This window comes from Bradyrhizobium sp. PMVTL-01, assembly GCF_051861855.1.
Classification (GTDB): Bacteria; Pseudomonadota; Alphaproteobacteria; order Rhizobiales; family Xanthobacteraceae; genus Bradyrhizobium.
Map to the genome: position 1 here is coordinate 5476388 of NZ_CP193982.1, position 23834 is coordinate 5500221.

A 23834-nucleotide genomic window follows, 5' to 3' on the forward strand; every position below is an offset into this window, starting at 1 on the left:
GACAAGGATCATGACACTCCAAACCCGCATCGAGGCCCCCCGGCGCTCCCCGATCGTCCTGGTCGCCGGGGGGGCCGGCTTCATCGGGTCTCATCTCTGCGATGCGCTCCTGCAGCACGGAAGCCGGGTGATCTGCCTCGACAACCTGTTCACCGGCACGATCGACAACATCCGGCCGTTGCTGAACCATCCGAACTTCCGCTTCATCGAGCATGATGTCCGCGAAACCGTCGATATCGACGACGACATCGACCGGATCTACAGCCTCGCCTGTCCCGCATCACCCCGGCACTACCAGAAGGATCCGGTCGGCACGATGAAGACTTGCGTGCTCGGAGCGATCAACTTGCTCGAACTTGCGCGCCTCAAAGGTGCCCGGGTGCTACAGGCCTCCACCAGCGAGGTCTACGGCGATCCGGAAGTGCATCCCCAGCCGGAATCCTATCTCGGCAACGTCAATCCCATCGGGCCGCGTGCCTGCTACGACGAGGGCAAGCGAGCGGCGGAAACGCTGATGTTCGACTACCAGCGTGCCCATGGTGTCGAGATCAAGGTTGCGCGCATCTTCAATACCTACGGTCCGCGCATGTTGGAGAATGACGGCCGCGTCGTCTCGAATTTCATTGTTCAGGCGCTTCGTGGCGAGTCCATCACGATCTATGGCAGCGGCACGCAGACCAGGAGCTTTTGCTTCGTCGACGATCTCGTTTGCGGGCTCCAGCTCCTGATGGAGAGTCCGGCTTCAATAACCGGGCCATGCAACCTCGGCAACCCTCACGAAGTCTCGATCGAGACCATCGCGCGGGAAGTGCTCGCGTACACTGCGTCGAACTCTCCTGTGCGCTTCGAAGCGCTTCCGAAGGACGATCCGAAGCGCCGCAAACCGGCAATCGACACCGCAGCACGCGCGCTGGGCTGGCGGCCTCGCGTAGCGCTAAAGGACGGTCTACAGGCGACGATCGCCTATTTCGCGCTTCGGATCGCGGGCGAGTCGCCCGCCCTGGTTCGAGCCATCGCACCGCGCCGAACGGGGCGTGCAGGCCGCAGTCAGTTGAGCATCGCCGACTCCGGTCAATGACGCCTCTCCGCATGCGATCCTCGATCGCGGGGCTGCCATGAATTCTACGGATGGCTCCGCCTCCGGTCGCAAACCGAAGGCGCTTACCCGCGCCGTCGGTCTGGGACTCCTAACCGGCGCCGCGGATGACGATTGTTCAGCGGTCGGAACTTACGCGAGCGTTCCCGTCCATCAGATACCCCAACGTAGCGCGGAGGTATGCACCGGCGCATCCCACAATTCCTTTGACTGCCTGTCCAGCACCGAGACGGTGATCGAAGCACCAGCCATGTCGAGGGACGTCACGTAGGAACCGGTCAGGAAACGCGTGGCCGTGAGCCCCGCTCCGTCCAGGATGCGCTTGGCGCTGTTGGCCATCAGATACAGTTCGATCAGCGGCGTCGCGCCAAACCCGTTGATCAGAAGAAGCACTTCACTGCCCTTGCTCGGCGCGAGATCGCCCAAGATCGCGTTGAGCATCTCGGCAGCAATCGCATCGGCAGAGCCCAGCGGCACCCGGCGGCGACCCGGCTCGCCATGAATGCCGACGCCCATTTCCATCTCGTTGTCGGCCAGGGTGAAGTTCGGCCGGCCCGCCGCCGGCACCGTGCACGGCAGCAGCGCCACCCCCATCGAGCGGGTGCGTCGGTTGACGTCATCGCCGAGCGTCTTGAGGGCGGCGAGCGGCATTCGGTTCTCGGCCGCGGCGCCGACCATCTTTTCCACGATCAAGGTGCCCGCGACTCCGCGACGGCCGGTCGTGTAGGTCGATTTCTCGACCGCGACATCATCGTTGGTCACGACGCTTGCGACCTCCCGCCCGGCCATCTCGGCGGCCATGGTGAAGTTCATCACATCGCCTTCATAATTCTTGACGATGAAGAGCACGCCAGCGCCGGTATCGACGGCCTCCGCCGCCTCGATCATCTGATCGGGCGTCGGTGAGGTGAAGACCTGGCCCGGACAGGCGGCATCGAGCATGCCATGGCCGACGAAGCCCGCATGAAGCGGTTCATGGCCGGAGCCGCCGCCGGAGATCAGCGCGACCTTGCCCGGCGCTAGCGTGCGGCGGCGCACGAACTTCCGCTCGGCGCCGAGCAGCAGGATGTCAGCATGTGCCGCCGCCAACCCGTCGAGACTCTCTTCCAGCACCGTGTCGGCGCTGTTGATCAGTTTTTTCATTGCGTCCTCCCGGTATCTTTCTTGCGTTTCGAATTCGTCAGCCGATGCTTTCGGCGTAGCGCGCGAGCTGCGCCGCGAAGTCGATGATGAGCTGCTCCAGCGCGCGATTTTTCTTGTCGTCGCCGAGATCGGGCACCGTCACTGTCACGGTGCGCGCACGCGCCTCACGATGGGCGCCGCGCAGCCGTCCCGGATGCGCGCGGCCATAGGCTTCGAGGAACGCCGCCCGCTCGGTACCAGAGAGATGGCAGACCTCGAAGATGATCGCGACATGCTTGGCCGGAATCGGGACCAGATAGGCAGGATTGGTGATCTGGCTGACGAAGGAGCGGTTCTTGCCGAGCGCCGCCGCAAGCTTCAACCGCGTCCCGGACGGCCGGTTGTCGAGCGCCCGTCGCAGGATGAGCTTGTAATCCGCAACATTGCTGTCGCCCGGCCGGCTTGTGTCTTCGCCTGCGTCGTCACTCATGCGGTCACCCCGGCAATAGCGGCCTTGAGCCGCGCCACCGCAATCGGGGAGACCGACAAGGTCGTCAAGCCTGTCGCCAGCAGCGCCTTCGTCAGGCGCGTGTCCGCCGCGGCATCGCCGCAGAGCGAGACTTCGACACCCCGTTTGCGGCCGGCCTCGACCGTTCGCGCGATCAGCGCGAGCACCGCGGGATGACCAGCATCGTTGAGGTCGGCGACGGCGCCGATATCTCGTGCCGCAGCCATTGTGTACTGCGTCAGGTCGTTCGACCCGATGGAATAGAACGCCGCGCCGAAATCCTCGGCGCAGAGCGCTGCCGACGGGACCTCGACCATGATGCCGAGCGGCGGCCGGGCGCAGGCGATACCCTCTGCGCCGAGGGCCGCGAACTCTGCGTCCAGCATGGCGTTGGCGCGATCGAGCTCCGAAGGGATGGCGACCATCGGCAGCATCACCTTCAGCGTCCCATGCACGGCCGCACGGCACAGCGCCCGCAACTGCACGCGAAACACCTCCGGTCGGGCCAGCGAGAGCCGGATCCCGCGCAGGCCCAGGAATGGATTGCGTTCACCATCGACCGTCACGCCGGGGATTGGCTTGTCGCCGCCGGCATCGAGGGTGCGGATCGTCACCGGCCGTCCTGCGGCCCACTCGATGATGCGGCGGTAGACGGCGTATTGCACGTCCTCGCCGGGCAGGCCCCTCGATCCTTCAAACAGAAACTCGGTGCGCACGAGGCCGATGCCGTCGCAGATTGCGGGATCGAGACTCGCAAGGTCTTCGGGCGCGGCGACATTGAGAAGGACGGCGATGCGTCTTCCATCGGCGGTCAGCGCCGGCTTGAGGCGGCCCGCGTCGGCAGCGATCCGTGCGGCACGCGCCGCCGCCATGCGCTGCTCGAACAGGCGGCGCGTTTCCGGCTTGGGATCAAAGATCACGCGGCCGGTATCGCCGTCGACCAGAGCCAATGATGGCCGCTGTCCGTTCCACGGTAGTGGACCTAGTCCAACCACCATGGGGGCGCCTCGCGATCGCGCGAGCATCGCGACATGCGATGATGGCGATCCGCTAGCGAGCGCAATGGCACCACCACGGGTCCAGTCCACGGCGAGGAAGGTCGATGGCGAAATATCATCGCCCGTGACGACGGAATCGCCGGAGATTTTTGCGATCGTGTCTACGCCGTTCAGCCCTGCGAGCACGCGATCGCGAATGTCGACGAGATCGGCGGCACGGGCGCGGAAATACTCCTCATCCGCTGCGCGATAGCCGGCGATCTCCGCGTCGAGTGCTGCGCGCCATGCCTCATCGGCAGCCTTACCGCCCGCAACAGCCTCGTAAGCCCCCTCCGCGAGCGCATCGTCACCGAGCATCGCGACCTGGAACTCCAGGATCTCAGCGGCCTCGCCATGAACCGTCGCGATCAGTTCGGCAAGCTCGGCTGCTGCCCCCTCGATCGCTGCCTTCAGCGCTGCGGCCTCCTGCGCGGGATCGCCCTTCGTCACCCTGCTCGCCACGGCACTCGTCAACACGGCGACCGGGCCGATGGCGAGGCCTGGCGAGGCGGGATGGCCGGTGAGGTGAATCTCGCCCACGATTCTACGCCTCGCCGAAACCGTCATGTACCAGCGCCAGCATGGCCGCGAGCGCCGCCTCGCCATCAGGGCCGGCAATGCGGAAATGCAGCGTTGCGCCTTGCGGCGCTTTCACACGCATCACCTTCACCGGACTCTTGGCGTCGGTCCAGGGCCCCTCGGCTGCAAGCGCGATTTCGATCTTGGCGACAAAGCCTTTCGCGCATTGCGTGAGCTTCACCGACGGCCGCGCGTGCAGGCCGACCGGATTGACGAGGACCGCCGAAGCGGTCAGCGGCACAAACGTCTGGGCCGCCCGGCTGGCGTTGGCATCATGCATAGAATTCCTCCGCACTGCGCTTGACGGCGGCAAGCGATGAGCCGCCCGAAGATTCGGTCGCAGCGATCACGGCCCCCTCGACCACCGGGGCATTACAGACCAGCACGCGCGCGCGCCGGTCTTCGGGGAGCATCTCGACCGCCATTTCCGAATTGGTCTCGGCACCGCCGAGATCGACGAGGATCGCAACACCCGCCGGTGACCAGGCCGTCTCGATCGCCTCGAGAATTCCCGCAACGTTCGTACCGAGCCCGCCATCGACATCGCCACCGGTCCAGGCCAGCGGCACTGCGTCTCCGACCATCTGGCGCACCATATCGGCCGCGCCTTCCGCGATCTTCGGCGAATGCGACACGATGACAATTCCGACGTTGCTCATGTTCTGGCCTCGAGTTCCAGTGTCTCAACCGCTGCGCCGATCAGAAGGGACGCCGAGCGCGAGCCCGGGTCCATATGACCGATGGAACGTTCGCCAAGGAACGACGCGCGGCCGCGGATGGCCTGCATGGGCGTGGTGCGATCGGCCGCTTGCACAGCCTCGGCTGCGATTGCCTTGGCATCACCGCCTCCCGCGAGAACCGCGTGCACCGGCACCAGGACATCCAGCAGCGTCTTCTGTCCTGCCTCCGAACGGCCCCGCGCCTTGACGGCCTCGATTGCCTTCTCCGTCGCAGCGACCAGATCGGCCCGGCTCGGCTGTTCCGGAAGCGCCTTGCCCAGCTCCATGAAGAAAGTTCCGACCAGCGGCCCTGACGCACCGCCGACCTTCATGACCAATGTCATTCCGATGGTCTTCAGCATTTCGGGGAGCGACTTGTCGGCAAGGCCCGGCAATGCGGCGAGCACAGCTTCGAAACCGCGTTTCATGTTCACGCCGTGATCCCCATCGCCAATTGCCTGGTCGAGGCTCGTCAACTCGTCCGCATGCTCGATCACGGATGCTGCCAGCGCTCGCACCAATCTTTCCCTGGCTACCCGATCAAGGCTCATGCCGCGACCCTCCAGCCCTTCGCATCGAAAAACAGCGGTCCATTCAAACGGAGCGACACGACGTCTCCGGCCCCAAAACCCGCCTCGGGATCTGCCAGGGTCACAACCGGCCGGCCCGCGAGATCGAGATGAAGGTGACTCTGGTCGCCGAGGTGCTCGACCCGCTTGACGGTTGCCGATATGTCGCCGCCGCCGCGAGCAATCGTCAGGTGCTCGGTCCGCGCGCCAATCGTCTCGACGCCGACGGGTGCCCCCGCGAACAGCGCCGCCGGCAGCAGATTGATCGTCGGCTGGCCCAGCCGCGCCGCGACATGCGCGTTGATCGGGTTCTCGTAGATCTCCCGCGGCGTGCCGATCTGCATCAGCCGCCCGCCCTCGATCACGCCGATGCGCGAGGCCATGGTCATCGCCTCGGTCTGATCGTGGGTGACATAGAGGATCGTCGCGCCGAGATCGACCTGGATCCGCTTGAGCTCGAGGCGGAGTTCGCCCCGAAGCTTGGCATCCAGCGAGGAGAGCGGCTCGTCCATCAGATAGATCGAGGGCGAGCGGACCAGCGCCCGGCCGATCGCGACGCGCTGCATCTGCCCGCCTGACAGCTGCGTCGCCTTGTTGTCCAGCTTGGTCTCGATATGAAGCAGGCGCGCCACTTCCTGCACCTTCGCACGGATATCGGCTTCGGGCACGCGGCGGGTCGGCGCACGCAGCGCGAAGGCCATGTTCTCGAACACGGTGAGGTGCGGATACAGCGAATATTGCTGGAAGACAAAGGCAACGTCGCGGTCCGCGGGCGCATCCCCGGTCACGTCACGCCCAGCGATGCGGATCGAGCCAGAATCCGGCTGCTCCAATCCGGCGATCAAGCGCAATGCGGTGGTCTTGCCGGCACCGGTCGGCCCGAGCAATGCCACGAACTCGCCGTCGCCGATTGTCAGCGACAGATCGCTCAAGGCTTGGGTCCTGCCGAAGGCCTTGGAGACGGCTTTGATCTCGACTTCAGCCATGCGCGCCTCCTTCATGCAGCGCGGTGCGAATCGCCCGGCCGGATGCCTTGTCGAAGATCGACAGCGTGTCGGGCCGGAAGTCGAGCCCGACAGTCTCGCCGGTCCGGAAGGATCTGCTGCTGGGTGAGCGGGCCTTGAGCGCGCCGTAACGCGTCGCCACGGTCACGATCTGCGTCGTGCCCAGATATTCGGTGCCATAGACTTCGCCGCGCACCATGCCACGATCGGTAAAACGCACATGCTCGGGCCGTACCCCCAGCACGAGCTCGCTTTCCGCCACTGCCTCGCGCGCGGCGGGAATCGCCACCTCGCGCTCCCCGAGCCTGATCGCCTCTGCGCCGGTCCGCAGACCGCCACGGAACGGCAGCAAATTCATGGGCGGCGAGCCGATGAAGTCGGCGACGAACAGCGAAGCGGGCCGGTCGTAGATGTCGCGCGGGCTCGCCACCTGCTCGACGACGCCGTTGTTCATCACCGCGATCCTGTCGGCCATCGCCATGGCCTCGAGCTGGTCATGGGTGACATAGACGGTTGTCGCGCCAAGCCGGTCATGCAGGGCCCGCAATTCATGAATCATGGCGTCCCGCATCTCGGTATCGAGCGCGCCGAGCGGCTCGTCCATCAGAAAACACTTTGGCTTGCGCACGATCGCCCGCCCCAGCGCAACACGCTGCCGATCGCCGCCGGCAAGGCCGGAGACGGAGCGGTCGAGAAGGTGCGATATCCGCAGGATACGCGCAGCCTCGACGACCCGCCGGTCACGCTCGGCCGCGCCGATGCCCTCGCATTTCAGGGGAAAGCCGATGTTGCGCCGGACATTCATGTGCGGATAGAGCGCGAAGAGCTGGAACACGAAGGCAATGTCGCGCGCCGATGCGCGGTTCATCGTCACGTCCTCGCCGTCGAGCCGGATCGTGCCCGCCGTCGGCAGCTCCAGGCCGGCGATCATGCGGAGCGTCGTGGTCTTGCCGCAGCCGGACGGTCCGAGCAAGCAAAGGAACTGGCCGTCCTCCACCGTGAAGCTGGCAGACTTGACCGCATGAAACGCGCCGAAGGATTTGTCGAGCGCCTCGACCTTGATCTGTGCCATCGCGCCCTACTCCCGGAGCTTGGACACGATGGTGAACATCACCGTGCCGAACAGGGTCGTCGCAAACGACCAGGAGTACAGTGTCAGAGACAATGGCTGCATCAGCATCACGACGCCGGCGGCGATGATCGTCGTCGCGATGGCTTCGAGCGGGCCGCGGCGCAGAAGGCGCTCCGCAATACCGCGACGCGCAATGGACGGGGTGGCGTGGATCGTCATTTGCGGACAGCTCCAAAAGTGATGCCGCGCAGCAGATGCTTGCGAAGCAAGACCGTGAACACCACGATCGGCACCAGAAACAGGGTCGTGCCGGCGGCCACTGCGGGCCAATCTTGTCCACCCTCACCGATGATGATCGGAATGAAGGGCGGCGCGGTCTGGGCGTTACCCGAGGTGAGAAGCACCGCGAAGGCGTATTCGTTCCAGGCGAAGATCAGGCAGAAGATCGCGGTTGCCGCGATTCCCGTGGTGGCCTGTGGCAGCACCACCTTCACGAACGCCTGGAAGCGGGTGTATCCGTCGATCATCGCGGCCTCTTCGTACTCACGCGGGATTTCGTCGATGAAACCCTTGAGCAGCCAGACCGCGAGCGAGACATTGACCGAGGTGTAGAGCAGGATCATCCCGAGCCGGGTGTCCGACAAGCCGATGGTGCGGTACATCAGATAGATCGGGATCGCGACGGCGATCGGCGGCATCATTCTCGTCGACAGGATGAAGAACAGCAGATCGTCCTTTAGGGGCACGCGGAACCGCGAGAAGCCGTAAGCTGACAAGGTGCCGAGCGCGACGGCGAGGACGGTCGAACCGAACGCAATGATCAACGAATTGACGAAGCGCGGCACATAGTTCGAAGGACCGGCGACCACCATGTTGCGGCTGCGCGCGATGTCATCGCAAAGGCCCTGCGGCGGCCCCAGCGAGCGGATGAATTCCGGCGTCTGGCGCGAGCGGGTCGTGAACAGGTTGCAGAAGCCTTCGAGCGACGGCTTGAACACCACCTTGGGCGGATAGGAGATCGCATCGTCAGGCGACTTGAACGCGGTGAGCATGATCCAGACCAGCGGGATCATGGTGATGATGGCGTAGAGCACGACGAGGGAGCCGGCAAAGCGCCGCGTCGTTGCCGACGGCTCGACGACCGAATGGGCTGCGGTGGCTGATGTCATCGGCTTTTCACCTTGTTCAGCGCTTTCACATAGATGTTGGCGAGTCCGAAGACCGTCACGAAAAGGATGATCGCGAAGGCCGAGGAATAGCCGGTGCGCCAGCTCTCGAACGCCGCCCGCTTGAGCGTGATCGAGGCCACTTCCGTGGTCGATCCCGGCCCGCCGCCGGTGAGCAGATTGACCATGTCGAACATCTTGAAATTCTCGATGCCGCGGAACAGCACGGCCAGCATGATGAACGGCAGCGCCATCGGCAGCGTGATCGACCAGAACTGCCGCCATTTCGACGCGCGATCGACTTCCGCCGCCTCGTAGATGTAATCGGGGATCGATCGCAGGCCGGCGAGGCAGATCAGCATCACGTAAGGAGTCCACATCCAGGCATCGACGATGACGATGGCCCAGGGACTCAGCGTGACGTCGCCCAGCATCTGGAAGGAGGAGGCGGTGCGGCCGGTGAAGAATGCGACCACGTAATTGAACAGTCCGATCTGCGGCTGGTACAGGAACGTCCAGAAGTTGCCGACGACAGCGGGCGAGAGCATCATCGGCAGCAGGATGATCGTGGTCCACACGCCGTGGCCGCGGAACTTCTTGTCGATGAGGTAGGCGAGGCCAAATCCGAGGACGGTCTCGATCACCACCGTCCAGATCACGAAATGCGCCGTCACCTGCATCGCGGCCCAGATGTCGGGATCGGTCAGGATCGACTGGTACCAGTCGGTCCCGAGCCAGATCGTCGGCACGTTGGCCCGGTTGGCACGGTAGTTCGTGAACGACAGGTAGATCGTCCAGAGCAGCGGGAAGATATTGATCGCCAGCAGCAGCACGATCGTCGGCGTGATGAAGAGCCAGGCGAGCGTCCTGTCCGACAGGCCCCGGATACGGCGCACCACGCCTGGCCGGACCATGACGGCCCGATAGGTGATCCGCGAAGAGGCACTCAATTCGTTCATTGCGTGAACCGATCCTGGCAGCCGGCGTCGACACTGCGACGAATTCCGGTCGTCTCGAAAGCCCCCGGAGCGCGAGAGCACGCGCTCCGGGCGGCTCGCGTCAGAACTTCTTGCCTTCTTCCTTGAAGATCGCCTTCCAGTCCTTCACCAGACCATCGAGCGCTTCCTGAGCGGTGCCCTTGTCGGCCACCACATAGTCATGCACGCGCTTCTGCTCGGCTTGCAGCAGCTGGGCGTAGGACGGTTCGGCCCAGAAATCGACGACCATGCCCATCGATTGCAGGAACTCCTTGGCGAAGGGCGCGCTATCAGGGAAGCTCGGGTCGTTCAGCACGGACTTGGCGCAGGAATAGCCGCCCAGCGCCCACCACTTCTTCTGGACGTCGCCGCCGGAGAACCATTTGATGTATTGCAGCGCCTCGGCCTGGTTCTTGGAGTAGGAGACCACCGAGATGCCCTGTCCGCCGAGTTGCGTCGCTTGCGCTGCGGGACCCGCCGGATTGACGAAGAAACCGATCTTGTCGCCGCCGACATTCGGGTCCTTGTAGAGGCCGGGGAAAAACGCGAAGAAATTCATCTGCAGCGCGACCTGGCCGGACTTGAAGGCATCAAGCCCTTCCGACATGTAGGAGTTGGAGGCGCCGGGCGGCGTGCAGCACTTGTAGAGCTCCTTGTAGGCCTCCAGCCCCTTCACAGCGCCGGCGGAGTTCACGAACCCGTCCATCGCATAGGGCTTCTTCGGATCGTCGTATTTGAAGCCGTAGTCGTAGAGGTAGTTCGAGACGCCCATGGTGATGCCTTCCGAGCCGCGCTCGGTATAGATCGAGGCGCCGTAGACCTTCTTGCCGTCGATCTCGCGGCCCTGAAAGAATTGCGCGATGTCCTTGAGCTCATCGAGCGTCTTCGGCACGCCGATCTCGCGGCCGTACTTGGCCTTGAAGTCCTTCTGCACGTCTGGCCGCGCGAACCAGTCCTTCCGATAGGTCCAGCCCACCGCATCGCCCATGGCCGGCAGCGCCCAGTAGTTCGGCGTGTTCTTCGGCCACTCGGAATAGCCGACCACCGTCGCCGGCATGTAGTCGTCCATGCTGATTCCTTCCTTCTTGAAGAAATCATTGAGCTTGACGTACTGGCCGTTCTCAGCGGCGCCGCCGATCCATTGTGAATCGCCGATGATGAGGTCGCACAGCGAGCCGCGCGAATTGAGTTCGTTCAGAAATCGATCGGCGTAATTGGTCCACGGCACGAATTCGAACTTCATGCCGATACCCGATTTGGCGGTGAAGTCCTTCGACAATTCGACCAGCGCGTTGGCGGGATCCCATGCGGCCCAGCACAGCGTGATGGTCTTGCCCTGCGCCTGCGCGGGCGTGGTGCCCGCTCCGACGCCGAACGCGGCGGCAACAGCCCCGCATGCCACTACAAGCGTCTTCATCGTTCGTTTCATTGCACGTTCCCTCCAAGTGGGCCGGCCATCGACATGGCGCGGCTTTGCTACCCGCTCGAATGCTTCGAGCAGAGCGACACAGTCCATGACGAGCTGAACAACTAAACTGGCGTTTCCTCGCGCCGCCCGGATTCTACAGGCCCGGCAGGCTCGATTTGTTTAGTGAACCACCAATTACTAAACATTGCAAGCGGAGTTGGCCGGTTTCTTCGACACCGCGCCTGATCTATCGCTTGAACCTTGTGTCGGCCCGGGGATCCCTCGAGGCCTCGCGCACATGCCGCATCTCTTGCTGACTTTTCCTGCGACCGGTTTCGCAGCCGACCGCGACGTCAGCAAGGCTCCAGGGTTGTTTGGCTCACCCGCGACGGCGCACGACTGCAAGATCCGGGTATCGACTTCCAAACCACCAAACGCTCGAACGGTTGGAACAGTCCTGGAACGACGAAGTCACGGCCCGTAGATCACCAGCTCGGAGTCGGACAGATCGGCAAGCCGGGGGCAATGGGGACCCTTGAAGTATCTGCGAGCGCGTTCGCTGTAGATGCCGACCAGATCATTCATGGGGCCGTTGGCGTCGAGAGCGACCGCCACCTTTCCCCTCTTGAGCAGAAAGCGGCCGATGGTGCCGGCGCAGGCGACATAGTCGGCCACGTCGCGGCAGTAGATGAGCTGCATCACCGGAGGCGCGATCCGCTGTTTGAGACGCATGGACTGCAAGACGAAGGGAACGCAGCGGTCGTCGGGCGCGCGACATACCAGGCTAAGGCAGCGATAGGCCGCGTGCCGCGCGAGCAGCGCGACGTCGGCTTCGGGCAAACCGTCGACCGCCTGCGTGTCCTGCCGGATGATTTCGACGCGCATGCCCGCCACCGGATGCGACAGCGCCGGAAGGGAGAAGAACAAGCCGCCGCAATAGCGGCGGAAGCCCTGCGCTTCGATGGTTTTCCAGGTCCATTGCGCCGGGCTGATATTGACGTAGGTGACGTGCTCATGGCGCTGCGCGATCTTGGTCAGCATCGGCGCGTAGCTGCGAAAGGCAGGTTCCACGTACCAGCTGGAGAGATTGCAGCGGATGGAGACTTGACCGCCATCGTTCCTTGCGGTGTGGATCAACAGCAGAGCACCGACGGGTCCCCGGTCGTGCTCGAGCATATAGCCGAAGCGCGGAAAGCTGCCGGGCGTATCGCGCGCAGACAAGCGCCTGAGCCCGTTGATCCAGTAGTCGCGCGAGCGTGTCGGAAAGCCCTTTGTCAGAAGATCGGCGACGGCGTCGAGATCGGCTGCTCCTATCTCACGGCACCGGATCATCATCCAGACTCTCACTCGTTGTATCCGAGCCGCCTCATGGTCCCCGGGTTTGGCGAGCGCGCCAGGCGAGCGGATCGAACGGCAACCAACTTGCGTCCGCGGCGACGTGCCGGAATTCCGGCTGCAGCGAGCGTTGCTTCTCGCACCGAGCGTGAGCGTCGTTGCGAGACAATGTAGCGCAGCCAGTTGCGGTATATCCGATGGGCCGGAAGACGCCAGACGTTGCTCAGGTCCTTCGCCAGCTGATCGGCCGGAAAATGGGCAAAAAGCTCTGGGCTTCTGTCGGAAAGGGCCTTCTGCCGGAACGCGATCAGGATCTCTTCCGCACCCTCGTTCAGATAGCCCCTCGGCATCGTCGGACAGACGTCATTCTCTCCCCGAAGGTAACGCCCCATATCCCTTCGAAATTCACCCAGCAGGCTCTGGGTTTCGTATTCCGGGTGACCCTGGAAATGGACAAAAAAACTGTTCTTCTGCTGCTTGACGAAGCAGTCGGCGCCAGCCTCCGCCGACCAGGTGAGAACCGAGTATCCGCAGTCCGAGAGATCCTCCTCCCGCACCTCGTTCCAGCGGGCGTGCGGTATGCGGAAGGTCCTCGGCACATCTTGCATCAAGGGATGATGTCTCGTCTTGGTTTGAGCGAAGACGCCGAAGCATTTGGCAGGCAGCTTGTGGCGGGCAACGCCGTCCAGATGCAGGACGGCCCCATGGACAGCCAGGCAAGAATACACCGACGATACGGTGTTCTCGGTCGCCCAGTCGGCGATCTCGGTGAAGGTGGTCCAGTATGGCTCTTCCGTGAGGCTGGCGGCCCTGGGTTCGGCGCCCGTCACGATCACTCCATCCAGGCTCCTGTTCAGCAGATCGCCGGTGCCACGGTAGTATCGACGCACGTAATCGCGCCCCCATTCCGAACGGGGCGTCGCCTCCATCGTATAAAAGTGCAGCCTGACGCAAAGTCGTCCGGCAGCCGCATCAAGCAGGTCGAACAGCTGGCGCTCGGTCGACATCAAGGCGGCATCCGACATGTTGTTGATGAGCCCGATGTCGATACACTCCCGGCCTGCCGAGGACGCCGCCGCACACGCGCCGCTCGGCGCTCTGGAGAAGAGGTGGTGATCGTGCGACTCTATATCGATTAGGACAGTCATCCGAATGCCTTCACGCTTGACGAAAAGTTCGCGGCGCAGAGCGCCTGATCGAGATCCGCGAGGATGTCGTCGATGTGCTCAATCCCGACGCTCAGCCTGATCATCTCGGGCCGCACGCCGGCCTTCTCCTGTTCATCGTCGGACATTTGCCGGTGCGTTGTCGATGCGGGGTGGCAGGCGAGCGTTTTCGCATCGCCTATGTTGACCAGCCGCTTGCAGAGCTTCAGCCTGTCGTAGAATCGCTTGCCTGCCTCGAAGCCTCCGGCGACACCAAAAGTCAGCAGCGAACACGCTCGACCGTCCAGATACTTCTGCGTCAGCGAAAAATAGGGGCTGTCGGGAAAACCCGCATAATTCACCCACCCGACACGGCCGTCATCGCGCAAGAACCGCGCGACCTTGGCACCATTCTCGACGTGTCGCTCGATCCGGAGCGCAACGGTCTCGATGCCCTGGAGCAGCAGGAAGGCATTCATCGGGGCCAGCACGGCGCCTGTGGTTCTCTGGGAAACGGCGCGGCAACGCGCGATGTAAGCGGCGGCGCCATAGCGCTCGGTAAAGACCAAACCGTGATACGATTTCTCCGGCTCGTTCATCATCGGGAAGCGCCGGCGATGCTCGGTCCACGGGAACCTGCCGCTGTCGATGATGATTCCACCGAGCGTCGTGCCATGCCCGCCCATGAATTTCGTCAGCGACTCCACAACGATGTCAGCGCCGAATTCGATCGGTCTGAGCAGGATCGGTGTCGGCACGGTATTGTCGACGATCAGGGGGACGCCGTACCGGTGCGCAACTTCCGCCATCGCCTGGATGTCGCAGACGTTTCCGGCCGGATTTCCCACGCTCTCACAGAAAACCGCGCGTGTGTCGTCGTCGATCAGCCTTTCGACGCTTTCCGGCCGGTCGTCTTCCGAAAAGCGGACCTCAATACCTTGCCTCGGCAGGATGTGCGCGAACAGTGTATGCGTGGTGCCATAGAGCTGCGGAACCGAAACGATATTGGAGCCCATCTCGGCGATGTTGACGACCGCATAGTTCACCGCGGCCTGCCCACAGGCGACGCTGAGTGCCTCGATGCCTCCTTCAAGTGCAGCGACGCGCTTTTCCAGCACGGCGTTGGTTGGATTGCCGATCCGGGTATAACGGAAGCCGTCGACTTCGAGGTTGAAGAGCGCCGCGCCATGGTCGGCGCTGTCGAATGCGTAGGAGGCCGTCTGGTAGATCGGCACGGCAACGGCCTTCGTTGCCGGATCGTCTTCGAAGCCGCCATGGACGGCGACAGTTTCTCTTCTCATGGTAGCTTGTCCATCGGCCCTCCTGCCCCGGGCTAGCTCCCGACTTCCCTGGTGCATCGGACCTCCTCGCTTGCTGAAGGTGCTCGGCCGTCGGTCTGCGCGAAGCCCAGCAGCTCGCGCACTGCGGTCGGCCACAGGTCGATGTCTATGCCGTGGGTATGGAACATGGCGACCGCCAGACGATCCATTCCGAACGCCACGCAGGCCGTGTGGGCCGGTATTGAGGCTGAATCGACGATGCCCCAGGTCGTGCCGAAATGATCCCGATGGTAGTTGAAGCTCATGCAGGCAGTCGGTTGCTCCTCGGAGCGCAGCGGCACCAGCAGTTCGAACTTCAGCGACTGTTGCTTCTGGCTCACCGCCATCATCTGGCCGACCCGGCCGAAGAACGGGTCGTTGGCATGATCGATCCTGAAGGTTAGCCCGAGGTCCCGGGCAATCGTCTGCGCACGTATGATCCAACGCTCCCGGAACGCCGAGACGTGATCCGCACTACCGATGCAGACGAATTCCCGCATTCGGAAGGACTGCAGCCGGTCGAGATGGCGCGAAGGTTCGCGGCGGAAACAGTCGGCGGCCACGTCGAAGGTCCAGCCGCTGGCCGGCACGGGCCCTCGGCTCGCGGCGATCGGATACACCGGATAGCAGGCGGCCGGCGCCAGCACGAGATCGGCGGGCGACAGCGACGTGGTCCAGTCGCCGCCGGCATCGAAGCGGCTGACCGCCGCATCAATCTCGCTTTCCAGGCCGTGCAACCCACAGACGCAGCCGAGGAGATTGGGAAAGCTCTTCAGGTAACCCGACCTCTCGAGCTGGGCCCGATTCATGACGGGCGGAAAACGCATCACCTCGGTGTTCGGGTCGCGATTCCGCGAGATCACCGCGGCAATCCGCTCCACGACGTCTTCGTAGAGTGCGGTGCGACCATAGACGCCGGGGGAGCCCATCTCGTGGAATAGCGCCTCGGCGAGATGGTCCAACGGATCGGCTTTGGGGGAAGTGGGGGCCGCCAGTGCTTCAACAATGGCCAACTTCATCAGGCCTTTTCCTTTCAGATGAAGATCAGTCGCGCAGAGAGTCTGGAATCGTGCTCATGAGCGTCGCCGGCCCGATGCTGGCGAGGATGCGATCGTTGTTGATCATGATCGGCGCGGAAAGCACGTCCCGCAGGTGGCGGCCGATACTTACGTCGGTGTCGTTGCGGTAACCGGACAGGCCGCAGGTGCGCATGGCGTGCATGACGGTCGCGACCGCGAGCTCGGACGCCTCCACCTTGAGAAGATTGATCGAGGACTGGAAGTCCACTGACGACAGCGCGCGCACGTCTCGTCCGCGGGCTTCGTAGAACTGCAGACTTGCCGCAATGACCGCGCGCAATTTCGTCAGGGTCATCCTGGCGGAAGTGAAGTGCGCCGCGGCGGGCGGCGTATTGCCGCCTGCCCCGCGAGCGGCCTTTCGGACGAACAGCTGCGCCCGGTCCACCGCCGCAGCCGCGATTCCTGCCCAGACCGAAGACCAGCACAGATGAGCGACGGGCGTCATCGTCTGCGCATGGATCTTTTCGTATGCCACGGGGAATATCTGGTCGGAAGTTCCCTTGAAATTCAGCTTGAAACCCGCACTGCACGTCCCGCGCATGCCTAGAGTTTCCCACCCCAGCGTGCGCTCCAGCGTATAATCATCACGGGTGATGGCCAGCAGCACTTGATCGGATCCGGCAGAAGATTCGGAGCGGCGGGCGACGGTGACGATGCCGTCCGCTTCCGCGCCGTACGAAATCACCGTCGCGTCTCGCACCAGCGAAATCTCCGTGCCTGCGCGCTCCACTGCGGCCGAGCTGAAGCGTATGTTCCCGCCGTTCTGGCCTTCCGTGGTCGACGATGCCAGCAGCAACTGCTCGGCAGCCACGCGTCGCATGAGACTTTCGTGCCACCCACTGCCCGCCCCGTGGCGAACCAGGCACGCGACCTTGGTCTGATGCATCGCGAAGATCATCCCAACCGAAGCGCAGGCGCGGCCGAGCGCGTAGCACATTTCGGCGACTTCGGAGATCGACGCCCCCTCCCCACCGAACTCGATTGGAATCTGAGCTCCCAGAAGTCTCTCCTTCCGCGCCGCGTCGATAGCCGTCCGCGGGAACCGCGCCTCGCGATCGACGGAGTCTGCCTCCGCCGCAGCGACCTCCGCCACATTTGCCGTTCGCTGCCGGAACGAGGAGTCCGCGGGAGAGAAGGCAATTCGGCCAATTTCAGTGGCGCTGTTACGGAACTGAACTTCCTGCACAGTCATGGGCCGGAGCCTCCCGCTTCATGGGTGTGATGATTGGATGTTGCGAGCCGGGTCGAGACGGATTCCGATGAAAAGCCGACAACTAAACCAGTTCCTTCGCCACGTCCTTGGCGCAGAAGTAGGTATGAGGAAGCTTCCGCTCCCGGGCGAGGTACCTCCGAAGCAGAGCTGTTGGCCGAAGATACAAAAGGTACAATTAGGTATCGTCGCCTTCCATATGATCACGCCTGGCCACGGCAGGAGACCGGCTGAGATGCACGACTTTGCCGTCAATGTTCAGAACCGCGTCCTATCGGTCGTCAGGAGTGTCCTCCAGCAGAACGCAATCATCGCTGAGGTCCACCCGGAGTCGCGACTCGTCGATATTGGACTGAGCTCGATGGGGATGGTCGAGCTGATGCTCAAGGTCGAAGCCGAGTTCGATCTCATCCTTCCCCAACTCGAGATCACACCCGAGAACTTCCAGTCGGTGAAAGCGATGGAGCGGATGATTCTCAACCAACTCGGATCCGGGTCGGGATGAAGCCGGTTGAACAAAGATTGTGCTTCGATGACCGAGCAAGTCGCATCGAGCAGGTGCGCGAGCATACCGATCCAGCCCAGTCGCGTGATCAATTCATAAACGAGGCCGCGATCCAGCGCGCATCCAGACGCGACGTTCCGCGGCGCTCCGCGGCCAAGACCTGGTTGCAAGCCATCGCACTGACCGCGCGGCTCGAAACCGAGCCGCATCGTCTGTTCGCCGACATCGTCGAGGATTGGGCGCAACGGCAGCCCGGGCGACCCGCCTTGCTCTCGGACGGCCAATCCTTCACCTATGGCGAACTCACCAGCCGGATCAACCGGTATGCGCGTTGGGCACGGCACCTCGGCCTTCAGGCCGGCCGCACCGTCTGCCTGTTGGCACCGAACCGGCCGGACTACCTCGCCTGCTGGCTCGGTATCAGCAGCGTCGGCGGCACGGTGGCGCTGATCAATACCAGACTGGTGGGCCAGTCGCTCGCCCACTGTATCGACGTCGCTTGTGCCGATCACCTCATCCTGGCTGCCGATTGCATGGATGCCTTCGAGGGCGCCCGTCCCCACCTGCGCCGCGTGCCGCAATGCTGGAGCCTTGGCGCCGGAGATCAACGCGACGATCTGGATGCGGCGCTCAGCGCCTTCGAGCCACGACCGCTGTCCTCCGCTGAGCGTGGCGACGTCACGATCGGTGAACGCGCGCTCCTCATCTACACCTCGGGCACCACCGGCCTGCCGAAGGCAGCGAACGTCAGTCATCGCCGCATTCTCGCCTGGGGCGGGTGGTTTGCCGGACTGACGGACGCATCCACCGACGACCGTCTCTACGATTGCCTGCCGCTCCATCACTCCGTGGGTGGCGTCGCGGCTCCCTGCAGCATGCTCTGCGCGGGCGGCTCCGTCGCGATTGCGGAGAAATTTTCCGCTGGCGGCTTCTGGCGCGACATCGAGCGGTTCGACTGCACCGTCTTCCAATACATTGGCGAGCTCTGCCGGTATTTGCTGAAGGCTCCAGTCTCTGAACAAGAGACGCGGCACCGGCTGCGGCTGGCTGTCGGGAACGGCTTGCGCCGCGACATCTGGGAGATGTTCGTCGACCGGTTCGCGATCCCGCAGATTCTCGAATTCTATGCCGCAACCGAAGGTAACTTTTCGCTGTTCAACGTTGACGGAAAGCCGGGCGCGATCGGCCGGGTACCGCCGGTTCTGGCGCACCGCTTTCCAACCTCAATCGTCAAGATCGATGCTGACAGCGGCAGCCCGGTCCGTAACGAGGCCGGGCTCTGCATCGCGTGCGCTCCCGGCGAGACCGGCGAGGCTGTCGGACGTATTGGCCAGGCCAATTCCGACGGCCGCCCTTTCGAAGGCTACACGGATCCCGCCGAGACCAAGAAGAAGATTTTGCGCGACGTCTTCGCAATGGGGGATGCCTGGTTCCGCAGTGGAGATCTGATGATGCGCGATGCGCAGGGCTACCTCCACTTCATCGACCGCGTCGGCGACACCTTTCGCTGGAAGGGCGAGAACGTCGCGACCAGCGAAGTGAACGACGCAATCGCGGACTGCCCAGGCGTTCTCGACGCCTCGACCTATGGGGTTGCGGTGTCCGGGACCGACGGCCGCGCCGGCATGGCGGCCCTGGTGGTGGACCCAACTTTCGATTTCGGAATGTTCAACGAACACCTTTCCTGTCGCCTGCCGCCTTACGCAATCCCGGCTTTCGTCAGGTTATGCCCGGCGCTGGATACGACCGACACTTTCAGGAAGAAGAAACAGCGATTGGTCCGCGAGGGGTTCGATCCTTCGGTGGTGGAGGATCCTCTGTTCGTGCGCGATCCGGCGACCGGTCGCTATCGTTCGATCGACCGCGCCGTCCACGCGCGCATCATTGAGGGCGCAATCAGGCTCTAACATCGGCCCGAAAGCTGAAATGTGAGGTGTGTACCATGTCAGTCAGAACGAAGATCTTCTCCGCAATGAACCAGATCGCCGAAGAACAGAAAGTCACGCTTCCGCGGCTTCAGGACGACCTGTCCCTGAACGAGACCGGGTTCGATTCGCTGGCCTTCGCCATCCTGGTTGCGCGGCTGGAGGACGAGCTTGGTATTGATCCCTTCACTGTTGCCGAGGACGCGGCCTTCCCGTCCACCCTCGGCGAGTTTGTCAAAGCTTATGAGAATGTTCCCGCCTGACAGCATCGCGCTGCGCCACTACCTTGACCGGGGGCCGAAGAACCGCACGATTTCCGATGCCCGGCAGAGCGTATCGCTGACCGACTTGATCGAGCACAGCTGCCTCGCTGGCGAATGCTCCGAGTTGTCAGGGCGCTCGGTGCTGCTTGCGACATCGAGACAGTTGTTGTGCGCGCTTGCAATGATCGAGCTCGACGGGGTCGCACGCCGCATGCTTCTATGCCCGCCCGATCTCGATTGGGAGCGCCTGCAGGCTCTCGTCGAGCAGGCCGGGATCGACACCATCGTCACCGATCAACCGCTGTCCGGATACTGTGCTGGAGGATGCAGTGTCGTTGGCATCGACCTGCCCCAACGGAGAGCCGCGGGACCGAGGATCGACCATCCCACCGAATGGTTGATGCTGACGTCGGGGACCTCGGGGCTGCCGAAGATCGTCCGACACACACTCGACGGGCTCGCCGGCGCGATCATTGCCGACGGGCCTGCCCGCCACAGCGACGCAATCTGGGCAACGTTCTACGATATCCGCCGCTACGGCGGCCTGCAAATCTTCCTGCGAGCCGTGATCGGCGGTGGATCGATGGTGTTATCCGAGCCCGGGGAAACCATCGCGGCCCATGTGGCGCGGCTGCGCGCGGGCGGCGTCAGCCACATCTCCGGCACACCATCGCACTGGCGCAAGCTCCTGATGAGCGGCACCGCTGCCAACTTTTCGCCGCGCTATATCCGCTTGTCCGGCGAAATCGCCGACCAGGCCGTGCTCGACGGCTTGGCCCAGGCATTTCCGCACGCGTCGATCGGTCATGCCTATGCCTCAACCGAAGCCGGAGTCGGGTTTAGCGTCGACGACGGGCACGAGGGATTTCCTGCTCACCTGATCGGGCGAAATCGGGACGGCGTAGAGATGAAGGTGGTCGAAGGCTCGTTGCGGATTCGCTCCAAGCGTACCGCGCGCGGCTATGTCGGCGCCGATGCGCCGCCGCTCGCCGACGCGGACGGATTCGTCGATACGGGCGATATCGTCGAATTGCGCGGCGAACGATACCATTTCGTCGGCCGGCGAGGCGGCATTATCAATATCGGGGGGTTGAAGGTCCATCCGGAAGAGGTGGAGGCTGTGATCAATCGGCACGCCTGTGTTCAAATGTCGCGGGCGCGATCGCGCAAGAGCCCGATCACGGGCGCCATCGTGGTTGCCGATGTCATCCTCACGGGCGACACCGATGAGAAGCGCCACGAGAGCATCCGCGCAGAGATACTCAGCCGATGCAAGGAGGGCCTGGCAGCGTGGAAGGTTCCCGCGGTGATTCGTTTCGTCGAGCGCCTCGAGGTCACTGCAGCGGGGAAACTGGCGCGCACCGATGCGTAACGTCGTCGTCACCGGCGGCAGCCGCGGTATCGGCTTGGCCATTGCGCGCAGGCTCGCCGCATCCAGAGACTACGACGTGATCGCGCTGGCGCGCCGCGAGGGCGAGCTGCCGTCCCGGAAGCGGAACGACGCCTGCACTTCCGCTCCTGCGACCTCGCGCTGATCGATGCGATCCGGGCCCTGGCAAGATCGGTGCGCGACGAATTCGGCGCGATCGCCGCGTCAAGTCGGCAGCCTTCCTCGCAGCCTTGGAGCCATCCCCTCGCTGGTGGAGATTGCACGATTCAACTCAGGGAGACCCCGTCAGATGTCCAAGCATCGTGTTGCAGGCCTTCTCGGCCTCCGCAAGAGTTGGAAACGCCGAACCGCCGATCTTGATCGCGCCGTTTCCCCCATAGAGCGGCCGCCATGACGCCACATAACCTGCACACCCATGAAAACCGGCGCCAGCCGGGCTCTCATACGTGATGACAAACGAAAAGCCCTCGCCGGTCGCGCTCCAGATCTCCATATCCGCGACGGCACGGTGAAACTCGAGGGACATCTAGCTGCGCCCCGTGCTGGCCTTCATCTGAATCACGGAATTATCGTCCTACCGGCAAGGCCCGATGGGAGAACGGCCCTGACCACTGGGGGGCAGGAAGGCAAGGCCAGGGCCGCCGCTCCGCAGTTGCCGAATTCCAATCGGCATATCTCTGCGATGCTATCTGGAGCCTTTCGCATAGCCCGCGACGACGCTTTACCTGACAGCGGACCAGTACGATCGAGCCAGAGCCGCAGATTGACGAATGAATAGCCCTCTCTCTCCTTGTATTGGCTGCCATTCCGGATGAACTGACGGTCCTGCCGGATTACCCCATTCAGCTCGTCATGGGGGCAGCGGCCGCCGCTGTCGGAGGCTTATCGCGCTCGCGACGGAGACTTGGCCTTCGGCCACGAAAGCGGGCTTGGGGCCGCCCTCCCGAGATTCCGTCGGGCCAGGCCGGCGCATCCGGTCGAGGGCGGCTGCTCATTGCGATCGAAGGGGTGATGGGGATTTGGCGGACCGCGACGATCCTCTTAGCGCTCTCCGTCCGCCGGACGATCATGTTGACCGATAGCTATCGCCGCAAGCACCGTCCGATTGCTGATTTCAAGTTTTTGAAAAATGTTGTGAAGATGCACCTTGATGGTGCCGACGGAAATGCTCAACCGTCTTCCGATTTCCTTATTCGACAGTCCTTCAGATACCAGACGCATGATCTGACGCTCGCGGTCTGTCAGAGCCGTCATCATCTTGTCCCAATTCGAGCCCTGCTCTTCCAATGCAATCAACTCGGACGACATCAACGGCAGCGGGCTTCGGCCGTTGGCAATGTGCCGCAACGACTGCACCAACGCCTCAGGCTCCGTGTCCCTCAGGACGATGCTGCAGGCAAAGGGGGCTGCATCCAAAAGCAATTCGCAATCCTCACTAGAGGCGAAGAACACCAAATGAGTCGAACGATTTTCTGAATTGACGGAAAGAACTATCAGCGCGGCGAGCTCGGGCAACGCGGGGTCGACAATCGCGATGTCCGGCGCCAAGTTACGAATCGCCTGGATGCAACTTGCAGTGTCGGTACAGGAAGCAATGATGTTGAAGTCCGCCGCGGTACCGAGCACGTTGCTCAGTCCCTGGAGGACGACCGGATGCCGGTCTGCAATGACTACATTAGTACGTCGCATTGGCGCTCCTCAGCCCGACGCCCCCAAAAACTTCAACACCGCGAACGTGCTGCCATTTCCCTTAAACGCAGCACAGATCCCTCGAAATTTTGTCTAATACGACCGTGTCCATATCGCAGCGCAAAATTGGGTTGACCTCGAGCGCTGCTCTGCTCGCTCTCCGACGCTGTGCGCACCAACCTGCGCTTCCGATGTCCGTAACGCCTTTAGATTACACTGCCGAGGCCGAGAACGCTGCAAAATTTGGTCCAAACCGGATTCGCACGGAGGCGGCATGGCGCCCCGAAGCCGACCGTTTTCTACCTTGAGTAAACGAGATCGTGTCGTTCGCGCAAAGACTGCACAAAAAGAGCAGCGTTGCGAGTCAGACTGAGGCGCCCCCTGCAGACCTATATCGAAGGATATATAGGGCTACGGCGAATTCGCATTTAACATTCTTAAAGGCTTCAACAACATGGAGGTAATAGCTTTACCGACGGTACCGGGTAGGCGTTCGGAGTAACGACAATTCATTAGTTCAAAAGTTTGCAAGCGGGGCGAAGACGAGCACCAACAAGTGCTGTCCGCCCGCCGCGAGATTACGTCGAATTCGTTTTTGTTGTGTCAGTGCGTCGGCTGGAGGATAAGACAATGAGGAGGCGACAAATTTACGGAATGGTGCTTCTTGGAAAGAACGTTCTAATCCGAGAAGGTATTGCCAGAATATTGCATAAGGCA

At 62.9% G+C, this 23834-nt stretch carries 25 protein-coding genes; 6 read left to right on the forward strand and 19 right to left on the reverse strand.

Translation table 11 applies throughout. The annotated features are described in order from the left end of the window. Window positions 1–10 precede the first annotated feature (10 nt). Window positions 11–1078: a UDP-glucuronic acid decarboxylase family protein gene (locus ACRQ5Q_RS26765; protein ID WP_439392871.1), complete on the forward strand. Its 1068-nt coding sequence runs from the start codon at window positions 11–13 to the stop codon at window positions 1076–1078. A gap of 171 nt (window positions 1079–1249) precedes the next feature. Here the strand turns inward: ACRQ5Q_RS26765 and dhaK are convergent, their stop codons facing one another. From dhaK to ACRQ5Q_RS26850, 17 genes are all read right to left on the reverse strand, one after another. Continuing rightward, window positions 1250–2239: a dihydroxyacetone kinase subunit DhaK gene (dhaK, locus tag ACRQ5Q_RS26770; RefSeq protein ID WP_439374688.1), complete on the reverse strand. Its 990-nt coding sequence runs from the start codon at window positions 2237–2239 to the stop codon at window positions 1250–1252. A 37-nt stretch (window positions 2240–2276) separates the two neighbouring features. Then, window positions 2277–2708 (reverse strand): hypothetical protein, encoded by a 432-nt coding sequence (locus ACRQ5Q_RS26775; RefSeq protein ID WP_439374687.1) that lies wholly within the window; start codon window positions 2706–2708, stop codon window positions 2277–2279. Next, a complete protein-coding gene (ptsP, locus tag ACRQ5Q_RS26780) occupies window positions 2705–4303 on the reverse strand; it encodes a phosphoenolpyruvate--protein phosphotransferase (protein ID WP_439392873.1) in 1599 nt (532 codons plus the stop codon). The genes ACRQ5Q_RS26775 and ptsP overlap by 4 nt, the downstream gene beginning before the upstream one ends. 4 nt (window positions 4304–4307) lie before the next feature. Then, window positions 4308–4622 carry an HPr family phosphocarrier protein gene (locus tag ACRQ5Q_RS26785; protein ID WP_439374685.1) on the reverse strand — a complete coding sequence of 105 codons (315 nt, stop codon included), beginning with the start codon at window positions 4620–4622 and terminating at the stop codon, window positions 4308–4310. Further along, on the reverse strand, window positions 4615–5001 hold the full coding sequence (gene dhaM, locus ACRQ5Q_RS26790) for a dihydroxyacetone kinase phosphoryl donor subunit DhaM (RefSeq protein ID WP_027557143.1): 387 nt from the start codon (window positions 4999–5001) through the stop codon (window positions 4615–4617). The genes ACRQ5Q_RS26785 and dhaM overlap by 8 nt, the downstream gene beginning before the upstream one ends. Beyond that, window positions 4998–5612, reverse strand: coding sequence for a dihydroxyacetone kinase subunit DhaL (dhaL, locus tag ACRQ5Q_RS26795; RefSeq protein ID WP_439392875.1), 615 nt, complete (start codon window positions 5610–5612; stop codon window positions 4998–5000). Before dhaL ends, dhaM begins: the two co-directional genes overlap by 4 nt. Continuing rightward, on the reverse strand, window positions 5609–6616 hold the full coding sequence (locus ACRQ5Q_RS26800; RefSeq protein WP_439374683.1) for an ABC transporter ATP-binding protein: 1008 nt from the start codon (window positions 6614–6616) through the stop codon (window positions 5609–5611). The genes dhaL and ACRQ5Q_RS26800 overlap by 4 nt, the downstream gene beginning before the upstream one ends. Further along, window positions 6609–7706, reverse strand: coding sequence for an ABC transporter ATP-binding protein (locus ACRQ5Q_RS26805; protein WP_439392877.1), 1098 nt, complete (start codon window positions 7704–7706; stop codon window positions 6609–6611). The genes ACRQ5Q_RS26800 and ACRQ5Q_RS26805 overlap by 8 nt, the downstream gene beginning before the upstream one ends. Before the next feature lie 6 nt (window positions 7707–7712). Beyond that, entirely contained in the window at window positions 7713–7925 is a 213-nt protein-coding gene (locus ACRQ5Q_RS26810; protein WP_439374681.1) for a hypothetical protein, read from the reverse strand. Next, a complete protein-coding gene (locus tag ACRQ5Q_RS26815) occupies window positions 7922–8875 on the reverse strand; it encodes a carbohydrate ABC transporter permease (RefSeq protein ID WP_439374680.1) in 954 nt (317 codons plus the stop codon). Before ACRQ5Q_RS26815 ends, ACRQ5Q_RS26810 begins: the two co-directional genes overlap by 4 nt. Next, window positions 8872–9831 carry a carbohydrate ABC transporter permease gene (locus tag ACRQ5Q_RS26820; RefSeq protein ID WP_439374679.1) on the reverse strand — a complete coding sequence of 320 codons (960 nt, stop codon included), beginning with the start codon at window positions 9829–9831 and terminating at the stop codon, window positions 8872–8874. Before ACRQ5Q_RS26820 ends, ACRQ5Q_RS26815 begins: the two co-directional genes overlap by 4 nt. Window positions 9832–9931: 100 nt before the next feature. Next, window positions 9932–11266, reverse strand: coding sequence for an ABC transporter substrate-binding protein (locus tag ACRQ5Q_RS26825; RefSeq protein ID WP_439374678.1), 1335 nt, complete (start codon window positions 11264–11266; stop codon window positions 9932–9934). A gap of 462 nt (window positions 11267–11728) precedes the next feature. Continuing rightward, complete coding sequence (locus tag ACRQ5Q_RS26830; protein WP_439392879.1) at window positions 11729–12592, reverse strand: acyl-CoA acyltransferase; 864 nt, start codon at window positions 12590–12592, stop codon at window positions 11729–11731. 8 nt (window positions 12593–12600) lie between these two features. Beyond that, window positions 12601–13740: a homoserine O-succinyltransferase MetA gene (gene metA, locus ACRQ5Q_RS26835; protein ID WP_439392881.1), complete on the reverse strand. Its 1140-nt coding sequence runs from the start codon at window positions 13738–13740 to the stop codon at window positions 12601–12603. After that, entirely contained in the window at window positions 13737–15038 is a 1302-nt protein-coding gene (locus tag ACRQ5Q_RS26840; RefSeq protein WP_439375563.1) for an O-acetylhomoserine aminocarboxypropyltransferase/cysteine synthase family protein, read from the reverse strand. Before ACRQ5Q_RS26840 ends, metA begins: the two co-directional genes overlap by 4 nt. A 32-nt stretch (window positions 15039–15070) precedes the next feature. Beyond that, window positions 15071–16075, reverse strand: coding sequence for an amino acid--[acyl-carrier-protein] ligase (locus tag ACRQ5Q_RS26845; RefSeq protein WP_439392883.1), 1005 nt, complete (start codon window positions 16073–16075; stop codon window positions 15071–15073). A gap of 25 nt (window positions 16076–16100) precedes the next feature. Then, on the reverse strand, window positions 16101–17327 hold the full coding sequence (locus ACRQ5Q_RS26850) for an acyl-CoA dehydrogenase family protein (RefSeq protein ID WP_439392885.1): 1227 nt from the start codon (window positions 17325–17327) through the stop codon (window positions 16101–16103). A 253-nt stretch (window positions 17328–17580) separates the two neighbouring features. Between ACRQ5Q_RS26850 and ACRQ5Q_RS26855 the strand changes: the two genes are divergently transcribed. From ACRQ5Q_RS26855 to ACRQ5Q_RS26875, 5 genes are read left to right on the forward strand one after another with little or no spacing between them, the layout of a single operon-like run. After that, window positions 17581–17850, forward strand: coding sequence for a phosphopantetheine-binding protein (locus ACRQ5Q_RS26855; RefSeq protein WP_026311989.1), 270 nt, complete (start codon window positions 17581–17583; stop codon window positions 17848–17850). Beyond that, window positions 17847–19757: a long-chain-acyl-CoA synthetase gene (locus ACRQ5Q_RS26860; RefSeq protein ID WP_439392887.1), complete on the forward strand. Its 1911-nt coding sequence runs from the start codon at window positions 17847–17849 to the stop codon at window positions 19755–19757. Before ACRQ5Q_RS26855 ends, ACRQ5Q_RS26860 begins: the two co-directional genes overlap by 4 nt. Window positions 19758–19792: 35 nt before the next feature. Continuing rightward, a complete protein-coding gene (locus tag ACRQ5Q_RS26865) occupies window positions 19793–20038 on the forward strand; it encodes an acyl carrier protein (RefSeq protein WP_439374672.1) in 246 nt (81 codons plus the stop codon). Then, window positions 20025–21410, forward strand: a complete 1386-nt coding sequence (locus tag ACRQ5Q_RS26870; RefSeq protein ID WP_439392889.1) for a class I adenylate-forming enzyme family protein — start codon at window positions 20025–20027, stop codon at window positions 21408–21410. Before ACRQ5Q_RS26865 ends, ACRQ5Q_RS26870 begins: the two co-directional genes overlap by 14 nt. Then, window positions 21403–21573, forward strand: a complete 171-nt coding sequence (locus ACRQ5Q_RS26875; protein ID WP_439392891.1) for an SDR family NAD(P)-dependent oxidoreductase — start codon at window positions 21403–21405, stop codon at window positions 21571–21573. Before ACRQ5Q_RS26870 ends, ACRQ5Q_RS26875 begins: the two co-directional genes overlap by 8 nt. A gap of 126 nt (window positions 21574–21699) precedes the next feature. Here ACRQ5Q_RS26875 and ACRQ5Q_RS26880 read toward each other — a convergent pair whose 3' ends face one another. Together ACRQ5Q_RS26880 and ACRQ5Q_RS26885 are read right to left on the reverse strand one after the other, a co-directional pair. Continuing rightward, window positions 21700–21954 carry a hypothetical protein gene (locus tag ACRQ5Q_RS26880; RefSeq protein ID WP_439392893.1) on the reverse strand — a complete coding sequence of 85 codons (255 nt, stop codon included), beginning with the start codon at window positions 21952–21954 and terminating at the stop codon, window positions 21700–21702. Window positions 21955–22469: 515 nt separating this feature from the next. Continuing rightward, window positions 22470–23117, reverse strand: a complete 648-nt coding sequence (locus ACRQ5Q_RS26885; protein WP_439392895.1) for a response regulator transcription factor — start codon at window positions 23115–23117, stop codon at window positions 22470–22472. Window positions 23118–23834: the final 717 nt, after the last annotated feature.